Annotated in this window: 24 protein-coding genes, 1 pseudogene and 1 riboswitch; of the genes and pseudogenes, 7 read left to right on the top strand and 18 right to left on the bottom strand. The window is 42.3% G+C overall.

Translation table 11 applies throughout. The features are described from left to right. Positions 1-156 precede the first annotated feature (156 nt). A complete protein-coding gene (locus BSG1_RS01835) occupies positions 157-633 on the bottom strand; it encodes a PaaI family thioesterase (protein WP_044022191.1) in 477 nt (158 codons plus the stop codon). A gap of 329 nt (positions 634-962) precedes the next feature. Between BSG1_RS01835 and BSG1_RS01830 the strand changes: the two genes are divergently transcribed. Continuing rightward, on the top strand, positions 963-1,451 hold the full coding sequence (locus BSG1_RS01830; protein ID WP_006835086.1) for a GNAT family N-acetyltransferase: 489 nt from the start codon (positions 963-965) through the stop codon (positions 1,449-1,451). Positions 1,452-1,538: 87 nt separating this feature from the next. Here the strand turns inward: BSG1_RS01830 and BSG1_RS01825 are convergent, their stop codons facing one another. Together BSG1_RS01825 and BSG1_RS01820 are read right to left on the bottom strand one after the other, a co-directional pair. Continuing rightward, a complete protein-coding gene (locus BSG1_RS01825) occupies positions 1,539-2,096 on the bottom strand; it encodes a GNAT family N-acetyltransferase (protein ID WP_006835085.1) in 558 nt (185 codons plus the stop codon). A gap of 51 nt (positions 2,097-2,147) precedes the next feature. Next, entirely contained in the window at positions 2,148-2,339 is a 192-nt protein-coding gene (locus tag BSG1_RS01820) for a hypothetical protein (protein WP_044022190.1), read from the bottom strand. Positions 2,340-2,534: 195 nt separating this feature from the next. Here BSG1_RS01820 and BSG1_RS01815 point away from each other — a divergent pair, with 195 nt between their 5' ends. Then, positions 2,535-3,638 (top strand): GGDEF domain-containing protein, encoded by a 1,104-nt coding sequence (locus tag BSG1_RS01815; RefSeq protein WP_044022317.1) that lies wholly within the window; start codon positions 2,535-2,537, stop codon positions 3,636-3,638. Positions 3,639-3,943: 305 nt separating this feature from the next. Then, positions 3,944-4,219: a YqhV family protein gene (locus tag BSG1_RS01810; protein ID WP_006835082.1), complete on the top strand. Its 276-nt coding sequence runs from the start codon at positions 3,944-3,946 to the stop codon at positions 4,217-4,219. 44 nt (positions 4,220-4,263) lie between these two features. Here BSG1_RS01810 and BSG1_RS01805 read toward each other — a convergent pair whose 3' ends face one another. From BSG1_RS01805 to BSG1_RS01760, 10 genes are all read right to left on the bottom strand, one after another. After that, the gene (locus BSG1_RS01805) at positions 4,264-5,799 is read right to left on the bottom strand and encodes an AbgT family transporter (RefSeq protein ID WP_044022189.1); all 1,536 of its coding nucleotides are present in this window, start codon (positions 5,797-5,799) and stop codon (positions 4,264-4,266) included. 108 nt (positions 5,800-5,907) lie between these two features. Continuing rightward, complete coding sequence (locus BSG1_RS01800; protein ID WP_006835080.1) at positions 5,908-7,233, bottom strand: hypothetical protein; 1,326 nt, start codon at positions 7,231-7,233, stop codon at positions 5,908-5,910. Continuing rightward, positions 7,226-8,467, bottom strand: coding sequence for a M20 family metallo-hydrolase (locus BSG1_RS01795; RefSeq protein ID WP_006835079.1), 1,242 nt, complete (start codon positions 8,465-8,467; stop codon positions 7,226-7,228). The genes BSG1_RS01800 and BSG1_RS01795 overlap by 8 nt, the downstream gene beginning before the upstream one ends. Further along, on the bottom strand, positions 8,464-9,783 hold the full coding sequence (locus BSG1_RS01790; protein ID WP_006835078.1) for an amidohydrolase: 1,320 nt from the start codon (positions 9,781-9,783) through the stop codon (positions 8,464-8,466). The genes BSG1_RS01795 and BSG1_RS01790 overlap by 4 nt, the downstream gene beginning before the upstream one ends. After that, entirely contained in the window at positions 9,783-10,976 is a 1,194-nt protein-coding gene (locus tag BSG1_RS01785; RefSeq protein WP_156791329.1) for a M20 metallopeptidase family protein, read from the bottom strand. Before BSG1_RS01785 ends, BSG1_RS01790 begins: the two co-directional genes overlap by 1 nt. Before the next feature lie 456 nt (positions 10,977-11,432). Next, positions 11,433-11,681 carry a hypothetical protein gene (locus BSG1_RS20685; RefSeq protein ID WP_156791327.1) on the bottom strand — a complete coding sequence of 83 codons (249 nt, stop codon included), beginning with the start codon at positions 11,679-11,681 and terminating at the stop codon, positions 11,433-11,435. Between the two features lie 301 nt (positions 11,682-11,982). Continuing rightward, positions 11,983-12,843: an STAS domain-containing protein gene (locus tag BSG1_RS01775; protein WP_044022187.1), complete on the bottom strand. Its 861-nt coding sequence runs from the start codon at positions 12,841-12,843 to the stop codon at positions 11,983-11,985. 148 nt (positions 12,844-12,991) lie between these two features. Further along, the gene (locus BSG1_RS01770; protein ID WP_006835074.1) at positions 12,992-13,816 is read right to left on the bottom strand and encodes a MetQ/NlpA family ABC transporter substrate-binding protein; all 825 of its coding nucleotides are present in this window, start codon (positions 13,814-13,816) and stop codon (positions 12,992-12,994) included. A gap of 21 nt (positions 13,817-13,837) precedes the next feature. Further along, positions 13,838-14,503, bottom strand: coding sequence for a methionine ABC transporter permease (locus BSG1_RS01765; protein WP_006835073.1), 666 nt, complete (start codon positions 14,501-14,503; stop codon positions 13,838-13,840). Beyond that, a complete protein-coding gene (locus BSG1_RS01760; RefSeq protein ID WP_044022186.1) occupies positions 14,493-15,506 on the bottom strand; it encodes a methionine ABC transporter ATP-binding protein in 1,014 nt (337 codons plus the stop codon). The genes BSG1_RS01765 and BSG1_RS01760 overlap by 11 nt, the downstream gene beginning before the upstream one ends. 69 nt (positions 15,507-15,575) lie before the next feature. After that, positions 15,576-15,680, bottom strand: a riboswitch (SAM riboswitch). A gap of 342 nt (positions 15,681-16,022) precedes the next feature. Between BSG1_RS01760 and BSG1_RS01755 the strand changes: the two genes are divergently transcribed. Further along, positions 16,023-16,559 carry a GNAT family N-acetyltransferase gene (locus tag BSG1_RS01755; RefSeq protein WP_006835071.1) on the top strand — a complete coding sequence of 179 codons (537 nt, stop codon included), beginning with the start codon at positions 16,023-16,025 and terminating at the stop codon, positions 16,557-16,559. 350 nt (positions 16,560-16,909) lie between these two features. Continuing rightward, positions 16,910-18,145: an MFS transporter gene (locus tag BSG1_RS01750; protein ID WP_006835070.1), complete on the top strand. Its 1,236-nt coding sequence runs from the start codon at positions 16,910-16,912 to the stop codon at positions 18,143-18,145. Between the two features lie 331 nt (positions 18,146-18,476). Here BSG1_RS01750 and BSG1_RS01745 read toward each other — a convergent pair whose 3' ends face one another. From BSG1_RS01745 to BSG1_RS01725, 5 genes and pseudogenes are all read right to left on the bottom strand, one after another. After that, on the bottom strand, positions 18,477-20,081 hold the full coding sequence (locus tag BSG1_RS01745) for an ABC transporter permease (RefSeq protein ID WP_006835068.1): 1,605 nt from the start codon (positions 20,079-20,081) through the stop codon (positions 18,477-18,479). Further along, positions 20,081-20,998 carry an ABC transporter ATP-binding protein gene (locus BSG1_RS01740; RefSeq protein ID WP_006835067.1) on the bottom strand — a complete coding sequence of 306 codons (918 nt, stop codon included), beginning with the start codon at positions 20,996-20,998 and terminating at the stop codon, positions 20,081-20,083. Before BSG1_RS01740 ends, BSG1_RS01745 begins: the two co-directional genes overlap by 1 nt. 24 nt (positions 20,999-21,022) lie before the next feature. Then, entirely contained in the window at positions 21,023-21,646 is a 624-nt protein-coding gene (locus BSG1_RS01735) for a TetR/AcrR family transcriptional regulator (RefSeq protein WP_006835066.1), read from the bottom strand. A 156-nt stretch (positions 21,647-21,802) separates the two neighbouring features. Continuing rightward, positions 21,803-22,782 (bottom strand): annotated as a pseudogene (locus tag BSG1_RS01730) (DUF3231 family protein). Positions 22,783-22,879: 97 nt separating this feature from the next. Next, positions 22,880-23,434 carry a DUF3231 family protein gene (locus BSG1_RS01725; RefSeq protein WP_006835063.1) on the bottom strand — a complete coding sequence of 185 codons (555 nt, stop codon included), beginning with the start codon at positions 23,432-23,434 and terminating at the stop codon, positions 22,880-22,882. A gap of 122 nt (positions 23,435-23,556) precedes the next feature. Between BSG1_RS01725 and BSG1_RS01720 the strand changes: the two genes are divergently transcribed. Next, the gene (locus tag BSG1_RS01720) at positions 23,557-24,108 is read left to right on the top strand and encodes a DUF3231 family protein (protein WP_006835062.1); all 552 of its coding nucleotides are present in this window, start codon (positions 23,557-23,559) and stop codon (positions 24,106-24,108) included. 189 nt (positions 24,109-24,297) lie between these two features. After that, the gene (locus BSG1_RS01715) at positions 24,298-25,038 is read left to right on the top strand and encodes a ZIP family metal transporter (protein WP_006835061.1); all 741 of its coding nucleotides are present in this window, start codon (positions 24,298-24,300) and stop codon (positions 25,036-25,038) included. Positions 25,039-25,042: the final 4 nt, after the last annotated feature.

Genomic DNA, 25,042 nt, shown 5'->3' with positions numbered 1-25,042 from the left:
CTATAGAGATTTCAACTGGGTATTCCTTATTTAGATACTCTACATAGAGGACCTTAATTCCACATTCTTTCTCTATCGTCCTTTAAAAAACCTTTATAGGACTTTGACTATCAAAACTCTTTTCTACCGTCCTAGTGTCTAAAGGATCAGGAGTTGCTACTTTTTAAAAGTATCCGGCATGACCACTGCGACTACTTCCCCTTTCGCGCACATTTGATCATTTGCATAGACCTCTGTTTCCACCTTCCACTTTTTCGGATGAATTTCTTGAATATAGCCGTACGCTTTCAACGGAGTTTCCGCTGGAGTTGGCTTCAAGAAATCCACGTGCAAGGATGCCGTCACAAACCGGGGAGGTTCTTCTCCGCTTCCTATCTCGTGTCCATTTTTTCTGTGCAGGGCAATAGCGGCAGAACCAGTACCATGGCAATCTATAAGGGAAGCAATCAGCCCGCCGTAGACAAACCCAGGCATTGCCATATGCTCTTTCTTCGGTTCATAGATCGTGATAGTTCTTTCACCGTCCCAGCCTGTCCTAAATTGGTGTCCCTTTTCATTTAACCGGCCGCACCCATGACACCAGGCGAAGTCATCGGGATAATCATCTTGAATGGCCTTCTTCACTTCTTCCATTCCTATCATCCTTTCTATAATTCTACTTTATATAAAGTTACTTCTTTTATTTTGCTAGAAGTCCTGCTTTTTTTTTACTTCAATAGGACTACAACTTGACCGGCAATTCATACAATAGGATAGAATAGGTATATCTCACTCATCCGGCTGAATCAAAGCACTCTAGCCCGTTCGGTTACAAAGTGGAGTTTACCTGAGGTCCCGACCTCAGAGTCGGGGACCCCCGTCATAATGGCAAGAGTTTTACTGCCAAGGCTGGTCACTTTTTAGTAAAGGAGGAAATCTAATTTTCTATGAATATTTCAATTCGGGAAGTCAGACATTAAGAGTTGGTGCAAATTCGCAAACAACGCATACTTGCATACCAAGACCATATCCCATCCATTCCACCTAAACACTGGGGGGCGCTAAAAAGCGCCATTTCTTCAGAAGCCGATCAACAACCTGGTGTTGATCTTCTTGCAGCTGAGATTGATGGAAACATAGTCGGCAGCGTTGCTTTATTTCCTGCCAGAACGGACGCATATGAAGGCTGCGTTGATGAATTGGATTACCCTGAAACTCGTGTGCTTGCCGTAGCTCCGGAAGCCAGGGGGAAAGGGGTTGCCGCTGCCTTGATCAAGGAATCCATTAAACGTGCCAAAGCCAAAGGTTTTAACTTTATAGGCTTGCACACAGGTGAGTTTATGCATGAAGCCATCAGCTTATATGAACGTTTCGGTTTTAAGCGGCTGCCTCAATATGACTTCGAGCCAGCAGATGATGGCATCATCGTGAAGCTTTTCGACTTGCAATCTAAAAAAATTGTGAGTAAATGAGCGTTATACCGCCCATTTACTCACAAAAAGAGGCATTACATAATATGATGCAATGCCTCTTCCCTTACTATTCAAGTGAAATAACAGTCATTCACCTCTATTCAATTCTTCCCACTCTTTTCTTAATATCCCCATCTTAATGGCATCGAAGTATTCTCCATTGACAACCCTGGCATCTCTGACTCTTGCCTCTTCTTTCATCCCTAACTTTTCTGCAACCTTGACCATTCTTGTGTTTCCTGACCACGTTGACATTCCCAGTCTGTGCAGTTCACTGGAAGTGAAAAGGGTATCAATCCATAGTTTATAGGCTTCCGTACCGTATCCGCCGTTCCAATAATAAGGATCATAAATAACGATTCCTGTTTCGAGCCAGTTCGTATTTTTGTCAATCCAATAGGCACCAACGTACCCAATGGCCTTTCCATCGCATTTTATAACAAGTGCAGCTGGAAAGCCTGGAAAGATCAATTGCCCCCACTGTTGATGGTAGTCTGCTTTAGAAATTTTTTCTTCTGGAATATAAGGTCCATTCCACTTTTTTGCTTCTTGTCCCCTTTCTTCAAACTTCCAGAAGTACAGCTCCTCCATATCTTCTTGTGCTGCCTCTTTCAAGACAACTTTGTCACCAATAACTTCAATCATATTAAAAAAAACTCCAATCTATGTAATACTGCCCTATCATAATTTCAAAGGCTATTTTTGATCCCTTATCTTCTTCTCTACAATAAAAGCCAGATACCCTACAGCAAGAACACCCAATCCGCCCATAATAACGGCTGTAATTGAAAGTTGAGTAGGATTAAAGTTAATGAACATTGTTATAAAACTAAAGCCGGTAATGAATAGTAATAACCAGTGTGAATATCTCGAAAAAAATCGTTTCATTCCTTAACCTCCAAATTTAATTGCCTTTTAATGTTTTCTATCAAAATACGCTAATTCCTTCCTAACTGAATAAATCTCATGTTAGAAAAACATCTTCCCTTAGTGAATGAATTCTGTTTAGTAACATTTTATATAAAAGATAAATTAAGATTCATTTATATACGAAGGTGTGGTACTTTAGTAATGGTGATTAAAATGATAATTAAACAACTTTTTTCAAACTTGGCTATCCTCTCCTCCCTGTTATTTTTGTATATCCAATTAACAAACACTTCGCCCTTGAAGAGGTCTTCATCTCTTAACAGAAAATTGGTTATGGGGATTTCAGGCGGGTTATTCAGCAATATCCTGATGCAGTACAGTATGCAAATCGGAAACACCATTATAGATCTAAGGCATGTGCCTGTAATATTAGTTGCCTATTATGGCGGGAGCATCCCAGCTTTGATTGCCATGGTAATGGTCATCATCGGGCGTTTCATCATTGGCATTAATACTTCTTCCTATCTTGCGGTGATTCTGATTTGTACCATTACGGCTGCAGCCATCTATATTTCAAAAAGAAAACTACCAAAAAAGACAAAGATCCTACTGATCCTGACTTTTTCAAACGTTATCTTTTCTGTGCTGGTTTCTTATTTGTTAAAAGACCCAAGCACACTTTTGTTCCTTCTTCCGACCTATTGGATCATCTCCTATAGTGCAGGCTTTATCTCTTTTTATATTGTTGAGTACCTGCGCCGGAGCCAGGCCTTATTTGACCGTTACAAGTCTGAGTCTGCAACAGATGGACTTACGGGGCTGAATAACGTAAGGAAGTTTGATGAAATCTTTAATGACCTTCTAAGAACAATTCCAAATAATAACGAGAAGCTCTCACTTTTATATCTGGATATTGATTTTTTCAAAAAGGTTAATGATACATACGGACATCAAAATGGAGATATTATTTTGAAAGATTTAGGAAAGATCTTGCAAGAATCTGTTCGCTCCTTTGATATTGTCAGCCGCAATGGCGGAGAGGAATTCACCGTCATCTTACTGGATTGCCCTGTCGATCGGGCGAAAGAAATCAGTGAAAAGATCAGAAAAGCAGTAGAAGATCATGAATTCACGTTAACAGACGGACAAATCATCCACATTACCATCTCAATCGGCATTGCATGTTTTAACGATACAACTGATGATGTAACCTCATTGATTGAAGATGCAGACAGTGCTTTATACATGGCTAAAAAAACCGGCAGAAACAGAGTCTGTGTCTCTGAGAATATAAAAGCAGTAAAGATAACATATTAACCGCAGTAAGGTCCAAACTTGTTTTGGGCCTTTTTGTTATTGGGGGAAAAGATTTATCGGCGATTCCGCTCTACTTATCGGCGATTCATAAATTTTATCAGCGGTTAAGATCAATTTATCGACCAATCCACACATTTCGACACGATCCCCCCTCCCCGCTCTATTTGAGGCAACATGCCGCCTCCTGCCAATTTTTCCTTTTCACTACTATTTCCCATGATTGAAGCATAAATTGTACAAGCGATTGCCTTCAGAGACCGCCAGTTATTTTACATACCGTGACTAGAGAAATGAGGAGACTTAAGATGTTTGTTTTTATAGAAAAAGCTATTTTGGCGATGTCCGCCTTGAGGATTCTTTCGGGAAGCATTGAAATCGGTGCCGCATTACTTATGCTGAAGGTCAATGACATGGAAAAGGCGTTTGCCATTAACACGCTCCTAGCCTTTGTAGGCCCGACGATTTTCTTCTCGACTACTGCCATCGGGTTGATGGGTTTGTCAGGGAAAATTTCTTTGATGAAAGCCATTTGTTTGATATCAGGGGTTTTGCTGATTGGGCTTAGTTTGAAGATGAAATAAAACCGCCAGCATTCAACTTGCATGAATGCTGGCGGTTAATAGTGTTATAGATACATATGCACACCAGGACCGAATGGAATCCCGAGAAGAGCAAATGCAATTAATAGAATGAGCCAAATAATATAGAAGATGATACTATATGGCAGCATAAGGGCAATTAATGTTCCAAGCCCTGCTTTCTTATCGTACTCTTTCATAAATGCCAGGACAATCAAGATATATGGATTCAGCGGAGTTATGATATTAGTCGATGAATCTGCTATTCTATAAGCCGCCTGGATGAAGGCAGGATGGTAATCGAGCAGCATCAACATTGGCACGAATACCGGTGCTTCAAGTGCCCATTGAGCTGATCCGCTGAAGATGATAAGATTCAATACTGCAGTCAGCATAGAGAACCCCACGATTACCGGAAGGCCCGTCAGTTCAAGAGAGGTTAACGCTTCTGCTCCGTTAACCGCCACCCATGTTCCAAGATTGGTCCAATTGAAATAGGAAATGAATTGAGCTGCGGCGAATATCAAGACGATATAGCCTGACATATCTTTCATAGCCTCTGCCATGTACTTCGGAATATCACTTGTGCTCGTAATCTTTTTTACAGTGACCCCATAGGCAACACCCACGGTAATAAAGAAAAACAAAATGATAGGTACAATTCCGCTTAAGAACGGTGAAGGGATGATGCCTCCGTCTTCATTCCGAAGCGGTGAGTTCGGCCAGAACAGAACCAATGCAACCAATCCTAGGAATACCAGACCTGCTATTAAGCTGTTACGCAGGCCTTTACTTTCTAGAGGACTTGCTTCTTCCAAAACCTTGTCGACATCCCCTTTGTAGGTACCGAGACGAGGTTCAATAATTTTCTCAGTGATAAGTGCACCAACAACGGATAGAATGATAACGGATACAATCATGAAATACCAGTTATCTACTGGTGTTACGATAATATCAGAGTTTACACTTTTCGCTGCTTCTGTCGAAATCCCGGAAAGCAGTGCATCAGTACCGGCGATAAAAATATTGGCAGTAAAACCTGCTCCTACACCGGCAAAACCGGCTGCAAGCCCGGCCAGCGGATGACGTCCTACAGTATAGAACACCATGGCTGCTAAAGGCGGGACAAGAACAAACGCTGCATCAGATGCAAGATTTCCTAATATTCCGACAAAAATAACTGCATATGTGATCATTTTTGTCGGCGCTTTTAATATTGATTTTTTTATTGCACTTTCCATAAGGCCAACCTTCTCAGCCAAACCTATACCAAGCATCATTGCCAACACGAGGCCAAGCGGTTTGAAACCGGTAAAATTCGTCAGCATGGAAGAAAGTATGTATTGCAGGCCTTCTCCTGAAATTAAACTCTTGATCGGCAGCTCCTCTCCTGTTCCAGGGTGGACGACCGAAGCCCCCACACTGCTGACGATCCAGGAAATAATCATTACAAATGCTGCCAGATAAATAAAAATAAAAAATGGATCAGGCAGTTTGTTTCCAAGCTTTTCGATTCCATTCAGGAACCTGGTCATGCCTTTTGACTGTGGCTGATTCTCTACATTTGTTTCTGGCTGTGCCATTCCCTTCAACTCCCTCTTCCTCATTAACGGACCTTTTCCTTTTTATGTCCTTTATTAAGTATTATTCAACAAATAATTTAATAATCCTTTATTATTTGAAAATTTAAACTATTTTTTCTCCAGCAATAGTTCGTATACCTTTCGCGGCCTGCCACGACCAGTTGACTCTTCTCCCGTTACTCTGGCAACACCGATTCGTTCCATTTCAGACAGGATCCTTCTTGCATTTCTCTCTGTATTCTTCAACCATCTCGCAAGGTCTTGAGAAGTAAGAGTATCTTTATGATAGTGGTGAGAGAGTGATTGGATTTTCGATACAATCTGGGAACTAATATCTGCATCCTTGAATCGCTCTTGCCATAATTCTCCTGATTCCCGGGTATGATAGGCAACTTGTGGTGCATCATTTTCACTGAAGCTGGAGACTTCTTTATCTTCATTGATACTGATGATGACTGTCCCTTTCTCTTCCCTCGCTTTATCCAATGCCATTCGCACATGATCTTCTGCTTCCAGGACGGTAGAGCCAAACCCGATTCCTATACGGATGGGAAGATTGCTATTTACATAGCATTCATCGATAAGAGTGCGTGGAGAATGTTTTTTCGTGTATAACTCCAGTTCACCCCTGGTCGAATATAGATAAAATAGTCCGTCGCCCATTTGCACGATAGAACCGTTGATATCCTCCACGAAATCCAGCAGCGTCCGATGCAGTTCCAATTCTTGATGCTTTATCTTAAATGACATCTGATTGTTTCTTCCTGAAGGCGAAGGGTAGATTGCCTCTATTCCAACAATCACAAGCTGAGATTTTCTGTACCAGGTTGACTGGGCACGTTCTTTAATTAAGCCAAGCGCACGATGGACTGCCAATTCAGACTGAAAGACCCTGTATACCGGGATTCCCATATTTTTCAAGGCTGTGTATACAGAATGGATGCAAGTGACCGCTGCTTCAACATGTCCATCTTCAAATAATCTTTTATGAAATTGAATAATCTCATCCGCAGGAGAGTATCCATAAAATTCATTTGTAACAAATGAAAGGTCATGCAATGAGAATTGATCCTTAACCGCCTCGATTTCTTCCATCATAAGGGTGTCCAAGCTCAGTTTGCAGAGGATTTTCTTTTCTCTTACAAACGCCTCAAGCAACGTCCCCAGCAAGCTGGACCCATTTAATGGCGTATAGCTTCCATCGTTTTCTGTAATAAGTCCTTTAGATAAAGCAAAATAGTATGGTGCCTGCCCAGAGAAAAACCATTGATCGATGAATTCTTTATTCCTCTTGATGATCCCTTCTGTTTCTTCTGTTCTTTCATATACATAAGGGATGAGATTGAGTTCACTGAAGTGATCACCAGCCTTCATAATTTCAGTTACAGAATCTTCAGGTCCCACTACTCCGACTCTTATTTTCAACTTAACCACCTGCTTCTAGTTTTAAATATCCTGCCAACAATTCAACTCCCATCTTCAGGTCCTCCAATGTGGCGTATTCATCAGGGTGATGACTGAGTCCTTCTTTACAAGGTATGAAAATTAACCCAGAAGGCCATTTCTTTGCCATGTTCATGACATCATGCCCAGCACCGCTGTTCATTACCAGACTGGAGTATCCTTCATTATCTCCGACCTGGAGTAACTTTTCCTGAACTTCAGAATCCAGCGAGACAGAGGGATTATTGACAAGTGTATCTATCACTATTTTAACATTGTACTGTTGTTCAATCTCCTTGCATTTTTCTTTTACCATTTCCTCAAAAGAAGATTTCAGGCCATCATCGACACTGCGTATGTCAATTCCCAACTCAACAAGGGATGGAATGACATTCATGACATTTGGCTGTAGGTGAATGGTGCTTACAGTAGCGACGATTGGCTGTTCGCTTTCATTGCTCATTTGCGTCGCCCGGACTTCAATATCACTTATTAGAGGAGCAGCTGCAACTAGTGCATCCTTCCGATTCCCCATGGGGGTCGTCCCCGTATGACCAGCCTTTCCCTCAATCTTCACTTTCAGCCTGATTGGGCAGGCAACACCATGAACAACCCCGTATTGCTTCTGATGATCCTCAATCTGGGTCCCTTGTTCAATATGAAGTTCGACAAAACTTTTAATCTCGGAAGACTCACGTTCTGCCCCGGTAATTTCTCCCCACTTGAATCCTGTTTTTTCAACTGCCTCCCTAATGGTTGTTCCCTCTTCATCTTCAACACTGCCAATCTCTTTGTTTATCAGTCCGGACATCGCTTTACTGCCAATCGTTGATATTCCAAATCTTGCAGACTCTTCTGATCGGAAGCAAATTACTTCTATTGGATGTTTCGGTTGAAAGCCTTCTTCTTTTAATTTCTTGACTGCTCCAAGGCTGCACAAGACTCCTGCCGCTCCATCGTACCCGCCGCCCATTGAAACAGTGTCCAGATGGGAACCTGTAGCTACTGCAGGGAGACCTGATCGGTTTTCAGGTTCCCACCTTGCAATGATATTTCCAGCCTGGTCTTCAATAATGGTGAGACCCAGTTCTTCGGCTGTAGCCTTGAACACTTCTATAGAGCGGTCCTCTTCCTCTGTATAGCCCAATCTCGTGAAACCTTCAGCTCTTTTCATCGTTTCTGTCAAATTAAATGCCTTCAACGTTTCATCTAACCATTTGATCATTTTGACTCCTCCTTGTATCCAAATTGGATGACCGTTCTGATTAATGCATCGATTGCACACGGAATCACTTTTTCATCAAAGTCAAATGATGGATGGTGATGACCTGCCGGTAATGGGGAAGGAAAGATCAAGAATGTAGCCAATCCCCCTCGCTTTTGAACACGGTCAATCATGAATGTGACATCCTCAGAAGCCCCAAGAGGAAGACTAGGAATGACCTCTGTTACGGTGCTGCTATCTGCACAAGCTTCTTCTATTAGATTTATCAGTTCTGTATCACAATTACTTGCTATGGCAGTACCTGCCACCTCAGTCTCCGCCCTTACAGCGTACATGTCGGCAGAAGCTTGAATGATTCTCCTTGCTTCCTTAACCATGTACTCATTCAATTCGGTGGTTTCACCCCTGGTTTCAATTTCCATCCTTGCATAATCGGCAATAATGTTGCGCCCGCTGCCTGCTTCAAGCTTTCCAATATTGATTCTCGTTGCTCCGTCCTGATGGCGGGTAATTCCGTTTAGATGCAAACTTGCAGCAGCAGATGCCAACAATGCATTCCTGCCTTGATTAGGCTGGAGTCCTGCATGGGCGGATTTCCCGTGATAGGTGACATTGATCTTAGTCGTGGCAAGGAAGTTTGTTGTGGATGCTGCAACAACACCCGGCGGATAATCATGTATTCCAATATGCCCGCTTAAAAACAGGTCCGCATCATCAAGCCAGCCGGCCTCTACCATCGTTTTAGCCCCTCTTCCGCCTTCTTCTGCAGGTTGAAACAAAAGTGTAAAGCGGCCGCTCAAAGAGCCGATATTTTCCTTTATGAATTGGGCAATCCCAATACCAATTACGGAATGTCCATCATGGCCGCAAGAATGCATAAAGCCTTCTCTTTCCGAAACAAAACTCTTCTTCATTGGCGTGTGTTCTTCACTCTTGTTTTCATTAATCGGAAGCCCGTCAATATCAAATCGCATCGCAACATGTTTTCCCGGCTTTCCTGTGTCAATCTTTGCAACCAGACCCGTATGCCCGCCTTTCATTTTTACAAGCCATTCTTCCGGCACCCTTGCATCTGCGGCACGTTTTTCATGTTTTTCATTTTCTTCTTCAGATGGAAAACCCAGTCTCGCTTCACTCTTGATAGCGTCTCTACCCACAGCAAGTTCATATCCCAAGTTTTCTAATATTCTGCCAATCTTATAGGTGGTGACATATTCAGTCCAAGCTGTTTCTGGATACCGATGCAATTCTCTCCGTAACTGAATCAAAGAAGGTGTTTGTTCATTAAGGTATGAGTTTATTTTTTCAAGTACCATTATTCTCCTCCTCTATCATTGAGACTGATTAAGGTATCAACCGTTGCTTTCATCATGACAGCAATTCCGATCGGCAGTGCTTCTTCATTCAATCGGAATTCAGGATCATGCAGCGGCTTTTGGCCATCCCCTACAGAAGTACCCAGCCAATAAAAAGCACCGGGATACCTTAATAAGTACCTTCCGAAGTCTTCTCCCCCCATGCTTGGCGGGACATCAGGTGTTCCCTTTTCACCCAGGAGTGATTGAGCTGATTTTCTTATTTGTTCTGCCCACTCTTCTGAATTGACGGTTGCCGGATATCCGTCAAGGTATTGGATTTCTACTCTTGCTCCCAAGGATTCCGCTGTTCCTTCAACTATCTTGTGAAAGCGTTCCTTCATTAACCTTTTCGTTTCATCCGTGAAGGTGCGGACTGTTCCTTCAAACACCACTTCATCAGCGATCACGTTATAGCGGTATCCACCTTCAATTTTTCCGATCGTCAATACAGCAGATGCGACCGGGTCGACATTCCTGCTGACAATTGTCTGCAGAGATGAAATTATTTGATTGGCCGTAATTATGGCATCTACCGTCTGATGAGGCATGCTTGCGTGGCCTCCCGATCCCCTTACAACTACTTTAAATCGATCCGAGTTACCCATTATAGGGCCGGTTCTCACTCCGATTTGGCCCACCGGTAAATCTGGCCATACATGCTGTCCTAAAATGACATCCGGCTTATATGTATCGAACACTCCATCATCCATCATTGCCTGCGCTCCCCCAATCGGGGCATTTTCTTCTGATGGCTGAAATACCAACAAAACAGTGCCTTCAAGATCTTCTTTCTGATTATTCAGTTCAATCCCAACTCCAAGAAGCATCGCCGTATGGGCATCATGACCGCAAGCATGCATTTTCCCTTCAACCTTCGAGGAAAATTCAACGCGCGACCTTTCAGTTATTGGAAGCGCATCAATGTCGGCTCTTAAAGCCACCGTCTTGCCAGGTTTTGCTCCTTCAATAACCCCTAAAACGCCAAAACCGGCAAATCCAGTATGATAAGGGATATTATGTTCCTCAAGCTTCTCTTGTATTTTCCTTGATGTCTCTTCCTCTTCACCACTTACCTCGGGATACTGATGAAGCTCCCTACGAAAAGCAATAACTTCAGCAGCTGTAGCACTCGAAATTTCATCAATCTTCATAGTGTTTTTCCTTTCCGGCATTCCCTCTTAATTAAGGAAAGTTTCCTTTTTTGTTCCGTTATTTCTCATATTAGCATAAACATTCTTTGTTTTCATTAATATTCTAAAAATTTAAGTAATTCAACCAATTCCATGCTTTGCTTTTGTAATGTGTAACTCCCTTCCTTTCTTTTTAATCATAAGATCATTTCCTTATAAAAAGAGCCCTTAAAGGAGCTCTGCTTGTGGCGGCCATTTCCAAGACACTGCGCTTATACATTTCTTATATAAGGAATCTAAGTATTTCTATTTTCAACCCGGAAACATTATAAAAAAGTCAACTGTCCGTAATCGTATTGTTTCAGTTGATTAAGAATTCTGACGGCTGGTGTGAGATGTGTTTGTTAGGTTGGTTTATTCCTATCAAATTACGACATTACTGCTGTTTCATCAGACACACCGCTAAACTGGTGACCTTCACCCACAATCCTCCTCAAAATGCTTTCCTTCCCGAGGAAGCATTCCTTCCGGCGGGGTCCAGACACTTTGACAGATTTTATTTTTATCCGCAACCGAATAGGTATAAGCCCAATCCTTCTCATTGTCAAAAGTCACTTCAAGATGATAGGGGTTGTATTGCCTTCCCACCTGCCTCTGTATCTCCCATTCTTCTCCCGGATACTTTTCTGATAAGTACTCTTTCAAAGCTTCCGTTTTCTTAGTCACTTGAAACTCCACCCAAAATGGGCGAACTGTGAAAAAGAGAACGAGAAGAAATATAATTACTACAGCTGCCATGAAACTGATTTTCCTTACCTTGGCTGGCATTAAGCGAGCTGCACCGAAATCAACAGGACAAACAAACAGGATGCAACAATTTCTATCACTGTTATAGGATGCATAACGACCCTCCAGTCTTTTTATTTCTGAAATTTCAATCATTAAAGTATATCATTATATTTATTCTATAAGAATCTTTATTATTAAATAAACAAAACCCGGAGATTCGATTCCTCCGGGTTCTTGGTTATGTATTTTTTTGAAAAGAAAAACCTATATAACTTAATGCATTGGCAAGGTTTGATTCGATTTTTATGTTAACCAGATCAACATGTGACCTTACAGCCTGCATTGCAATTTCCGGGCGTATACCTGTAAGGATAGGTTCAACACCAACCAGTTTCATCAAATTCACGATACGGAGCAAAGAAAAAACGACTTCATCATCAATGTGGGTAATTCCTGATAGATCGATGACTATGTATTCAAGCTGCATGTCCTGACTTTTGGCCAGTGTCAACTCAATAATTGTTTCTGCTCGATCATTATTGATGATGCCGACAATTGGAAGTACTGCAACTCCATTGGTGATGGGCACTAATGGAGCAGACAATGTTTCAATTTGCTTATTTGCGTTATCAAGTTCCAAAACATAGGAAAGCAGTGAACTCATTGTTTCAAATAATTCCTTGTGTTCCTCTGATATCTTAAATGGATTTGTATCAAGCCCGCAAATCGTTCCATAGTTTCTTCCATCTTCATAATAGATGGGAATGCCGACAAAGCTTCCGCTTCCCAAGTTGTGCGTTACATTCAGTGATTTTGTTAAGTTATCGTTTGTAATATCCGGAATAATCAAAACTTTTTTTCCTACATCAACACTCACCTTGCAGAACGTCTCTTCGAAAGGAAGGGTATCTCCTTTTCTTAATAGTACTTTATCCTTATTGATTACTTTGACAATTTCGTTTGTACACCGATCGTTTTTTGCTATAAAAAGAGTGTTGATATCCAACATTTTGCTGATCATTCTGAGGATGCTGTCAGCAGCTTCATCAAAGTTCCTGTATCGATGACTGTGAATGATGTTTACCTCTGTTGAATCCATAATACATATTCCTTCCTTAGTTAAAACTTGAATCGATTTATTATACCCTCTTTTAACGAAGATAAACATTTTTATAGAAGAAATTTAGGCTTAAGGTCCCGATAATGTGAAAAACCAGGAAGCATGGACTCCCTGGTTTTTCCTATCTTTATTGTTCCATCCATTCTGGTTTGCCAAACCCTTTGAATTCTTCATCAATGATTGCTTCGAATTCTTCAGATCCCACAACTTCTTGGATGTCTTGTGCTAATTTGGAATCAATATCCTTTGTATTCATTACGACACGGTTACGGTACTGGTCAGGCATGTTTTCTAACTGAAGGGCATCCAAAAGGTCCATCTTGGCAGCCAGTGCAAAGTTTCCTGGAACAGCGGAAAGATCTGTGCTGTCAACCGCTCTTGGAAGCTGTGCTGCTTCAATCGGCTGGAACTTAAGGTTTTTCACGTTTTCCTCCACATCTTTTTCAGAAACTGTCAGCGGGTCAGAATCAGGGTTCAATGTGATCAGGCCTGCATCCTGTAGAATTTGAAAGGCGCGTGCAGCATTCGTTGGGTCATTAGGGATGGCAATAGTACTTCCGTCTTCAATTGCATCGATTGAATCGAACTTGTTCGAGTAGATGCCCATAGGAGCTGTCGGTACAGAAATGACTTCTGATAATTCAAGGCCGTTTTGCTCCGAAAATGTTTCCATATAGATTTTGTGCTGAAACAGGTTTGCATCAAGATCTCCTTGAGCAAGGGCATTGTTTGGCTGGATATAGTCACTGAATTCCCTGACTTCCACAGTGTATCCCTTTTCTTCCAGGCCGGGCTTAAGAGCCTTTGTGACCATATCACTGTAGGGACCGGCTGTTGCTCCAATTGTAATTTCCTTGCTTTCGCTTTCTGAACCGCCCGCTTCTTCCCCTCCGCAAGCAGCCAATAGACTGATCGTTGCTGTTAAAGCTAAAAATAAAATCCATTTTTTCATGTTCTTTTCCCCCTGAAATTATTATCTTTTATCTACTAATCTTGCAAAAATATCACCCGTGTACTGGATGATTTGAACCAAACAAATCAAGATGACAACTGTCGTCACCATAATGACATTGTCATAGCGATAATATCCAAAGCGGATTGCCAGGTCACCGACTCCCCCGCCGCCGACAATGCCAGCCATCGCGGAAAAAGCAACAAGGCTGATGGTTGTAATTGTTACAGCCTGGATAAGAGCTGGCCTCGCTTCCGGTAGAAGGACATCTTTAATGATCATCCAAGGGCTCGCACCCACGGATACCGATGCTTCAATCACACCTTTGTCAATTTCCCGCAAAGAGGTTTCTACCATTCTTGCAAAAAACGGAATCCCGGCGACAGACAGTGAAACCGAAGCCGCTGTTGGACCAATCGTTGTCCCTGTCAGAATTTTCGTCAATGGCAGCAATGCAACCAGTAAAATGATAAATGGAATAGAGCGGATCATATTGACGAAAAACCCGACAACTTTTTTGATAAAACTGTTTTGAAGGAACAACCCTTTATCTGTGACGAACAACAAGATTCCCAGCGGCAAGCCGATAAGAATCGATACGGAAAGCGATATCCCCACCATATAAATCGTTTCAAAAAATGCTTTGTTCAGCTCCGGTATGATGGCCGTCAATGATTCAGGCAGCATGCTCAAGCACCTCCAAACTTTGCGTTTTAATACGGATATAACGAATGGCCGCGTCTATTTCCGCGGCATCACCGATCAATTCCATAATGAAGATTCCCAAAGGTATATTCTGAATGTACTCAATTTTCCCATGCAGGATATTGCCTCTCACTTTATACTTCTGGAAGACATCAGAAACAACACTTTCTTCAGCAATCGACCCTTTGAACTGGATTTTAATCAGCTTACCTTGTCTGGACTGAAGCAGATGCGGCGGCAACTCAAACTGCAGGATATTCTCAATGAATTGCCGGGTCAAGTGCTCTTGAGGATTAGCAAACAAATCGTAGACTGAGCCTTCCTCTATAATTCTCCCATCCTGCATCACGGCCATCCTGTCACAGATTTCTTTCACCACTTCCATTTCGTGTGTGATGAGCACAATGGTCAACCCTAGTTCTTTGTTGATATCTTTCAAGAGTCTGAGTATTGACTTTGTTGTACTCGGATCGAGAGCGGATGTTGCTTCATCACATAACAGAACCGAAGGATTGTTTGCCAGAGCCCGGGCAATTCCCACTCTCTGCTTCTGCCCCCCGCTGAGCTGGGCAGGATAGGCATTCGCTTTATCACTCAATCCAACCTTTTTCAATAACTCTGTCACCCTCGGCTTTACTTCAGCTTTGGGAACCCTGGCCGCTTTAAGAGCAAATGCAAGATTCTCAAACACGGTCTTCGCTTTGATCAAGTGAAAATGCTGAAAAATCATGCTGATCTTCTGGCGTGCCTGCCTCAAATCCCTTGACGAAAGCTTTGTCAAATCCTGCCCGTCAATAATGATCTCCCCCGAAGTCGGCTTCTCCAGAAGGTTTAAGCAACGGATCAATGAACTCTTCCCCGCCCCGCTGTAACCGACTATCCCAAAAATCTCACCTTTATTGATCGTGACAGAAACATGATCCACACCAATGACGGTCTGCTTCTTCGTTTTATATTCTTTAACCAGATTCCTTATCTTGATCATGATGTACCCCCTTTTTTTGCCAAAATAAAAAATGCCCCTTTCAACTGAAAGAAGCATCCGTGTATCGATCACTTATCTTTCAGAATGAAATCACTCTGCAGGAATTAGCACCGTTCCATACTGGAGGTTGCCGGACGTCATAGGGCCTGATCCCTCGGTCACTCTTGATAATTGAATTTATGAAATTATTTTTTAATTCTATACAGGATAATAATCCCTATATTGCTGGAAGTCAATACACATTTTTCCTGAAATATTCATGTAAGCGTTACCTTTATTGATAGATCAATAAATTTTTTTTTTGAGTATTGCGACTGTTTTCTTATTTACACGCCGGGGTGAATCTGGTTAAGTAGTAAAAAAGGCATGTGATTGAACAGCTGGTTTGGGGTTTTCATAAGTGTATATCTGTCAAGCCTGAAAATTCTCTTGAAGACTTTCCTCAAGGACATGTTTCCTTCTTTTGGAGCTTAAAACTGCCTTGAGAGTATTAAAAAATATTAAAGGAGATTGCTAATGAATTTACAATACGAAATTATAAGTGAAGAAGATGCCGAGTGTTTGAGAGATACATGCAATGAGCTTATGGCGTTTCAGAAGTCTAGAGCCTCCATCAGTCCTGAATTTTTTGACAACATGAACTTTGAAACAAGGATGATCCCTTCTCTGAACAAAGCCATACATAACTATCTGGCAGCAGTAAAAGACGGAAACAATATTGTAGGATATGTTTACTCCAATATTTCACCCAAAGAGGCCTATGACAGTGATTTTGCGACCTTTTTTGACCTTTCATCTGTAAGCAAGGAAAATGTGGGATGTCTTTCGCAATTTTATATAAAAGAAGAGTACAGGGCGTATGGAGTCGGCTCCACCTTATTTAAAATGTCCATGGATTGGCTGAATCAATTTAATGATATTGAGGACTACTTTATCTTTGTTTCAAATGGGAATGATAATGCCTTAGAGTTTTATAAACGGAAAGGGTTCAAGGTCAGTCATGACATTCTGGATGGGTTTATCACGGTTTTGCGGAGCAGCAGGAGTGACTAATTTAACGGAAACACGGAGGAGAGCTGGGCTTCATGGGTTTGTGTTACCTTTTAGTAGGTGAATTATAGGGGCTTCAAAGAGAAATTGACTATTTTTTTGGGTCTACTGAAAAAGACGGACTATTCCCTAAGAAACTTAAATAGTCAGGTACCCCTAAACATGAATCTGATTGCAAAAGATTGCATTCCTATCCAACATCGCCTTGCTCCCCTACCGCACCATTTTTCTTTATAATAACTCCCTCCTATTTCTTCTTGACAGTTTTAAGAAATCGCTTTCAAGTGTATAGGCACCCTGACTTTTTTAGGATATTATGGAAGTATTAGGAACCAAAGTAAAGAGGTGTTCAGATGGGGAAATGGGAGATTTTTAAAAGCAGAAATTTTGTTATGTATTGGTTGGGTTATCTTTTTTCTACACTGGGAGATGCCATTTTTATTCTTACTATATCCTGGCTCATTGTTAAGATGACCGGTTCAGGTGTAGTGATGGGTACCTTTCTCTTATTTGTCGGGGTTCCCCGTGTGGTGTTTATGCTTTTCGGAGGGATTGTGGTTGACCGCTTCTCTTCCCGTATTGTGATGTTTTGGTCAGATACACTGAGAGCAGTTGTGTTATTTACTTATGCTGGCACATCATTGACCGGACATGTATCCCTTCCGTTTATCTTCGGGCTGGGGACGATCTTTGGCATAGTGGACGCTTTTTATTGGCCAGCAGTCACCGCCATTCGCCAGCGGATCGTTCATAAAGAACAGTATACACAGTCCAATTCCGTACTGACGGGAACCTGGCAGATAGCTGCGATTGCTGGGCCGCTCCTGGGTGGCGTTTTAATCAATCTGTTTGGTTTCACCCTCAGTTTTACGCTCACTGCCTTCAGCTTCTTGATCTCGGCAGCTACCCTCTTTTTTATCCAACTGCTGCCTATAGTAAAAGAACTTGTGACAGAGAAAAAATCAGTATTATCCGACATGCTTGATGGTGCACGATTCGTCGCAGGAAGTTCTATCCTTCTTGTCATCATTGTAACCGCTGTTTTTGGCAATATGGCCATGAGTACAATTCTTGTCGGTCTTCCCTTTCTTGCAGAAGAATACGGAGTTGGTGCACCAGGGCTGAGTCAGATGCAAGCTGGACTGGGAACCGGAGGAATTGTCGCTTCGATTTTGCTGTCAGTTTTTATTGTAATTAGGAGACCCAGTCTTCGCGCAAAGATGGCCACCTTGTTCATGCAAGGTACAATCATTTTCTTTATCGGGTTTACTCAAAATCATTGGCAGGTCGCTTTTCTGGTGGCATTGATCGGTGCTGCCGGCGCTACCCTTGGTGTACTTGAACAGAGCATCTCGCAAATGATCATTCCACAGCATATGATGGGACGTGTATACAGTATCATTTTGATCGCCGCCCAGGGAATGACCCCCGTCGCGCAGGCTACCAGTGGCTGGCTGATTGATGCAGTCGGTGTGCATGAAATTTATTTTTATGGCGGTGCCCTTGGGATGCTGTCAGGATTTATCGGATTCTTCACACCTGCAGTAATAAAGTATGGAACAGCTGCTGGAGAGACGGTAAAAGCATAATGATTTGAAATGCCGCCTGGATGGCGGCTTTCCTGGTTTCAGGGGGATTCATTTTCAAAAAAACTGCCCTGACAGCATGTTTCTATTTACCTGCCCTTTTTGTTTTGTAGATCATTTTGCAGTTTAGCGCATACTAGATTGGCAGTTGATTTTCCCCTATTCTAGTAAATCACCTTCCCCTGATTTGTATGTTGTTACACTCACATAATAATCTATCGACTATTAATATGTGAGTATCAAACCCAGCACCCAATCCAATACACCTTCTAAATAAAGATAGGGGTAAATTTAAAAAAAGCCCATCCCCCACTAAGAAGATGAGCCAAAAAATTCACCCTTGAATATCCCGACGATTGTACCCCACAAAACCGGCAGCCATGACAACGAGGGCTATTAATGTCAAAGTGCTAATACTTAAGATATTCATCTTCTCAATCGGCAGTTCCGGTATATGGCCGAACGGGGACAGATTTCCCACCCATTCGTCAAACTGGAATAAACCGCCAAGGTAGATGACGAAGAACGAATATCCAAGATACATCCACGTCACCCCTGTGAGATTAGGCAGAAAGCCGACAAGGAGCACGCCAAGCGCGATTACCATCCATATTGCAGGAAGATAGACCATTCCGGCTTCAAGAAAAGTCGTTAAGCCAATTCCTTTATCCAACACCGCGTCTGCTGTTACACCAAGACCTATTGCGGCAATACCCTGCATGACTATTGAGACAATGAGTGATAGTGCCAAATAGCTGCCCAGCAAACGAGTTCTTGATACGGGACGTGCAAGAATGTGTTCTGTGCGCTGAGCCTTTTCTTCTCCTTTTAGCTTAAAGACGACCATGAGGGCTGGCACTGTGCTGATTATCGCTAATACGGACATTATCTTTGCCGTGAATTGTTCTGTCAGAGAAAATCCATCTGCAGAAGGCAAAAGCTGCTGCATCATTTCAATCTCATTGAAGAAGGATTCTAAGTCACCAAAAACGGAACCGTAAGAAACACCCATGAGCAGCATTCCGACACCCCATGTAATCATGCCCGTCCGTTGAAGCCTTACTGCCAGGCCAAAAGGGCTCTGCAAAAACACCGAAGCGAATCTTTTACCAGGCCTCGATGGCAGAAAACCTGAGCCTATATCTCTAATGCTGTTCAGATATAATGCCAGAAACATAAGTGCCAATGAAACAGCGGCAGTTAAAATGATCGGCCACCAGTAGTTGTTGACATAAACCTCTGACCCAAGAATCCAGCCGAGCGGAGAAAACCAGGAAAGCGTCTCATTGCTTACGTCTCCAACAGCCCTGACTAGATAGGCCGCCCCCAGAATGGTAAAAGAAAAACCAATCGTTCCTCTTGAGGAATCAGACAACTGGGCAAAAACTGATGTGACGCCTGAGAAAAATAGTCCTGTCGAACCAAGGGCGGCTCCGTAAAGCAAAGAGCCTTTCAAATCTATGCTTTCGATTCCCATTGCATACAATCCTAAACCGACAATGAAGGCAAGCAGGACGTTTGTTAAAGCTACAACCAAAAGCGTCCCATTCAAATTAGCCAGCCTTCCTACGGGAAGCGACCGAATCATCTCAATTCGTCCTTCTTCTTCCTCGGCACGGGTATGGCGGACAGTCAGAAGAATACTCATGATGGCCACTGCAATCGCGGTAAAAAGAAGCATTTCATGAGCAAACATTGCACCATACGTATAGTTATCAATACCATAAGATTTACCGAGCATTGCCGTCATGGCAGGATTCATCATCGTTTCGGCAATCGCCTGCCTGCTTTCCTTTGTAGGATACAAACCTTTAAACGCTCCTGCCGTCATGTATGACAAAATTGCCAGCGATACAATCCATATCCCAATCCGAATTCGATCCTGACGCAATATGGTCTGTATCAACATACCTGTATTACTGAACAAGGGGCCAGCCATCAGGATTCACCTCCGGCTCCTGAAACGGTAACCGTCCTGTCAGCATCATAATGCCTCATGAATAAATCTTCCAACGTAGGAGGTGCACTTTCGAGCCTTTTGATTCCAAAGCCGCTGACAAAACGAATGACATTATCAAGCTCTTCGGAGTCTGCCTGGAAGGAAACCTCTTCACCGTTTTTCTTGATATCATGTACGCCTGCAACCTGATCAAGCGAGTCAAGCGGCCGAATGGTTTCCAGCAGTAAATGAGTTCTGGTTAAATGACGCAGCTCAGTCAATGTGCCTGTTTCTATGATTTGTCCTTGGCGGATAATTCCGACTCGGTCACATAGCTTTTCTACTTCTGATAAAATATGGCTTGATAACAGAACACTTTTCCCTTCTGCTTTCACTTCCCCGACACATTCCTGGAAAACCCGTTCCATCAACGGATCCAGACCGGAAGTCGGTTCATCCAGGATATAGAGATCAGCGTCAGATGCAAACGCGGCAACAAGGGCTACCTTCTGGCGATTCCCTTTTGAGTAGGTTCTGCATTTCTTCGTCGGGTCCAAGTTGAATTTCTCAATAAGCATTTCACGTTTTTCCTTATTTACTACATCTCTCAGTTTCATAAACAGGTCGATGACTTCCCCGCCGGTCAGATTCGGCCAGAGATTCACGTCTCCTGGAACGTAGGCTATCCTCTTGTGAATGTCGACTGCATCTTTCCATGCATCCTTTCCGAAGATTGTTGCTTCTCCGTTGGATGCTTTTAAGGCACCCAGCAGAATTCGGATGGTTGTTGATTTACCTGCCCCATTAGGACCAATGAAGCCAAAGACCTCCCCTTGGTTCACCTCGATGTCGACTCCGTTCAGGGCCGTGAATTCCCCAAATTTCTTGGTTAAGTTTCTCGTTTTTAATACAGCCATACCCTCTCCCCCTCTTCCTTGAGCTTACTTATAAAATGAATTTTTTAACACATTCAGATATTCATCCATTTGAGCAAGGGTTTCTTCTATATTTATTTCTTGCAGATTCATTCCTTTAACTTTCGCTTGTATTCTGTTTGAAAATCCCTCCAGCGACCAGGCGATGATGTCTACCGCTTTCTCGATATCCACTCCCTCTCTGAATTGGCTAGTGTCGATATCTTTCATCATATCCCTGTAGTTTTTGCTCAAAAACTCATTTTTGCGATATTCCAATTCTTTGCTTATGTCCTTATCCTCTTCAAAGAAGATTCCATTAAAAAAATCAAACACCTGAGGATATTCGTGAAATAATTCCATTTTCACTACAGCCATTTCTCGGTTTCTCACAAAAATGTCCCTTACTTTCCAATTGACTTCCTGCTTCATTTTCTCAATCAAAATGTCTACAAAATGATCGAACAGGAACAGATACAAGTCTTTTTTACTCTTGAAATAGTGAAACAACAACCCTTTAGAAATACCGGCCTCTCTCACAATTTCATTTGTGGAGGCATTTTTATAGCCTTTCATAGCAAACTCTTTTAAAGCAGCATTCAATATCCTGTCTTGCTTTTCTTGATCAATACTGAAAAATTTTATATCCATTGCAACACCTCCACGGAGTCGGATATATCATTGACCACTCCGGTCAACTACATGATACCCCTCGTTGACCAGAGTGGTCAATAGGAGTTCTTGTCAAAAAAAATCGAAAATAAAAACAACCCATAATTTGAGTTGTTTTTTATTATTCATCAGCTTTTATTCCTGCTCCGAAAGCTTTTTGCGGTCGGCAGCAGTTGGCGGTTCTTCCAGCCATCCATTCTCGATCATCATATTCAAAGCATCATTGGCATATTTGCCAACCCCTGTTGAAAGTGTCAGAAGTTGAGTATGAATGTCATGTCGCAATATCTTTGACAAAGCGGCCCATAATTCGTAATACCGGTGGCAGTGGCTATAGACGCATGTGATAACAATAACTTATCTGAAAATGGCGAGATTGTTGAATCAGTCACCTGGTCATCAAGCACCCGGGGACTTGGCAAATCATCTCTTTGCAGGAAGGAACTCAGCTCTGTGATCTGTTTGCCAGCCAATTGGGAGCCTTCCCGAAAAAACTGTCTGAGTTTTTCTGAAGAGGCAACCTGGCTGAAAGCAAGCATTAGGGCTTTTCCCAAAGCATTTGTGTAGATGTTTACTTGCAGATGTTTGATCTCCACGCCCAGTAGCGGTCGACCTTTACCTGCAATTATTGAAATAAAAGATTCTTTTTCAACAAAATCCACTTTAGCCGGATACGGAATTTCTGGTGCTGTGATGTCAAAGCCCTTAGACAGTAAAAGTGCAGTCGCTTTTTTATATACTTGAACAGAGTCTTGCAAACAACCTTCAAAATAAGAGACCACATCCTGGCGATAGGAGGTCGACAGAGCAGAACCATAGGCTAAAAAAGCAGCTCTGGCCATTTCTCTTGTGTAAAATACCATGAATATATCACTGAAGAGCCGCGGAGCTCCCCTGTGTACATCCTGTTCTCCGAATGCAGTAGGAATAGGGATACTCTCATGTTTGAACAGCATACTGATTTGCTCAAGATGTTTTTTTGAAAATGAAAGTGCCATATCAACAAAATCCCGTACCTCATCATCTTCTACCACTTCTAAGAAATGTTCAAAAACACAGCTGTATACGGAATCCCCTTGATAATTTGCGAACAGTTTTCCCAGCTCCGACGACACTAGATTCTTTTTTTCTGGTGTTCCAAGATTTTACTTTCTATGTTTCCAGTACTTCCGTTATCCAATATTCATCACCCCTTTTCTAAAAAAAATGCGGTTATTTGTCAGGCAAGCCAGGCGGATAATAATAAGGTGGTACTTTAAGCCAACCACGTTTTCTCATCAGCATTTTCAAAGTAGTACCGAACGTTGTCCACTCTGTATAGAAGCCAAACCACATCAAACCGACATCATTCCGTACTGAATCCGCCTGACCTTTGGCACTGGCCGTCATACAAGTCACCAATTTAAAAGCAATACCATTGGTAATCTCATCATCCGTCAATTTCACCCCAAGAGGAATATCATTAGGCTCAGACTCCGGCTTTGCTGATGTTACATCAGCCAGCGGAATTCCTTCTTTCTTCATAAAATCTGATAAAGCTTTAACCTGGCCTTCACAGAGACTTATAATGTCTTTCAACATCTCCTTAACCTCATCATCCGTCGTTGTATTCAAGCCGATTTCTTCGTAACGAATGAATTCTTCCATAAGTGTTAGATAGTTCCAGCAATCCCCTGCTTCAATGATATGTAATGGAGATTTAGGTTCGTCTATGTTATCAATGGCTGTTTTTAGTGTATTCCAAACTGTTTCAAATGGATTTGCCATGCCCACACCTCCTTTCTCCTATTATTTCTAATTAATTTTTAAAAATGTAAATAAGCGGACAATAGTTTTTCAGTATGAATCTTATTAAGCAGGAAAAAATACGGAATAACAGGAGGTGTAGCATGACAAACATATTTGCGTCTATAAAAGATTACTTACAAATGAAGTTGGATGATGAACCGAAAAATCCTTTGCATGTAGGAGAGGTGATGAGCCTTTGGATGTATCTGGCATTAATGGATGAAGCGACTGTCTATATCCAAATAGGGTTGAATACCACCAATGATGATGTTGTCCATAAGATGCTGACAGACAGCCTTAAACAATGTGATGAGCAGGGGAAGCGATTCCGTGAATTCATGAAAACCGAAGGCGTCCATTTACCAAGCACAAGTGAACAACGCCCTAACTCGGATTCGAATGCTGTGCCGCTAGGGGTCAAACTGACTGACGATGAAATCATGAATGGCCTCAGCATGAAAACGATGGCCGCTGTCATGCATTGCGCCGTATCAGCGAGTCAATCCATAAGAAATGATATCAGCTTGTTGTTCACCCAGACCATGATAGAAAAAATGAAGTTTGGTGTGGAACTGAAAGATGTCATGAGGAAGAGAGGCTGGATCAAAGTTCCGCCTTACTACTATCCACCAGGTATGCCGAAACAGCAATGAAACAAAGAGAAATCCTTCCTGGGTTTTTCTTTTTTCATTTTAGCGTTCACTTCGTTACTCAGTCAGATAGGAGCAGTTGTGGTTCTGAATGATTATCGAGACGTTTTGTTCAGCCACCACCTCGGGGACTGGCGTGATTATGAAAAGCATGATTAAGATAAGATTCGTTTTAAAAAAGGAGGTCATCCAATGTTACATGCTGCTCTATGGGGCGGAATCACCAGCTTATCACTCTTTATAGGGGCGTTAGCAGGAATCTACCTAAGAATTCCTAAACGCATTGTGGCTTATATAATGGCTTTTGGGACAGGGTTGATTATAGGATCTGCCACCTTTGACTTGTTAAGTGAAGCGCAAGGAAACGCAAACTTGCTTTTGATTACTGTTATGTTTTTACTGGGTGCCCTTCTCTTCACGATTTTTGAATTGGTTATTAGTAAAAAGGGCGGCAATGAACGAAAAAGATCTAAGAAGAACCCCCACGGTCATGCCGGCTTGGCTATTTATGTCGGTACACTTATGGATGCGATTCCAGAGTCCATCATCATAGGAATCAGTTTCATCGGCAGCCAGCCGATTCAATGGGTTTTTATTTTCGCCATTTTCATAAGCAACCTCCCTGAATCCCTTTCCAGCTCTATTGGGTTGCGGAAAGATAACTATAGTGTAAGGAAGATTTTATTTTTATGGGGCAGTGTAGTGGTACTTTCTTCCGTAAGTGCTATGCTGGGGTATGTCTTTCTGCAGGGAGCTTCCGAAAGTGTGAGCTATCTGATAGGTGCCTTCGGTGCTGGAGGTCTGATCGCCATGGTATCCTCGACCATGCTTCCAGAAGCATTTGAACAAGGGGGCCCGGTTGTCGGTTTTATTTCTTCATTAGGGATCATTCTTTCTTACATTCTCACAAACCTGCAGGGACCGGCATTTTGATTTG

It is taken from the genome of Bacillus sp. SG-1 (assembly GCF_000181495.1).
GTDB lineage: Bacteria > Bacillota > Bacilli > Bacillales > Bacillaceae_B > Rossellomorea.
Note: the sequence above shows the minus strand (reverse complement) of the source record. Positions and strands in the feature narration are given on the sequence as shown.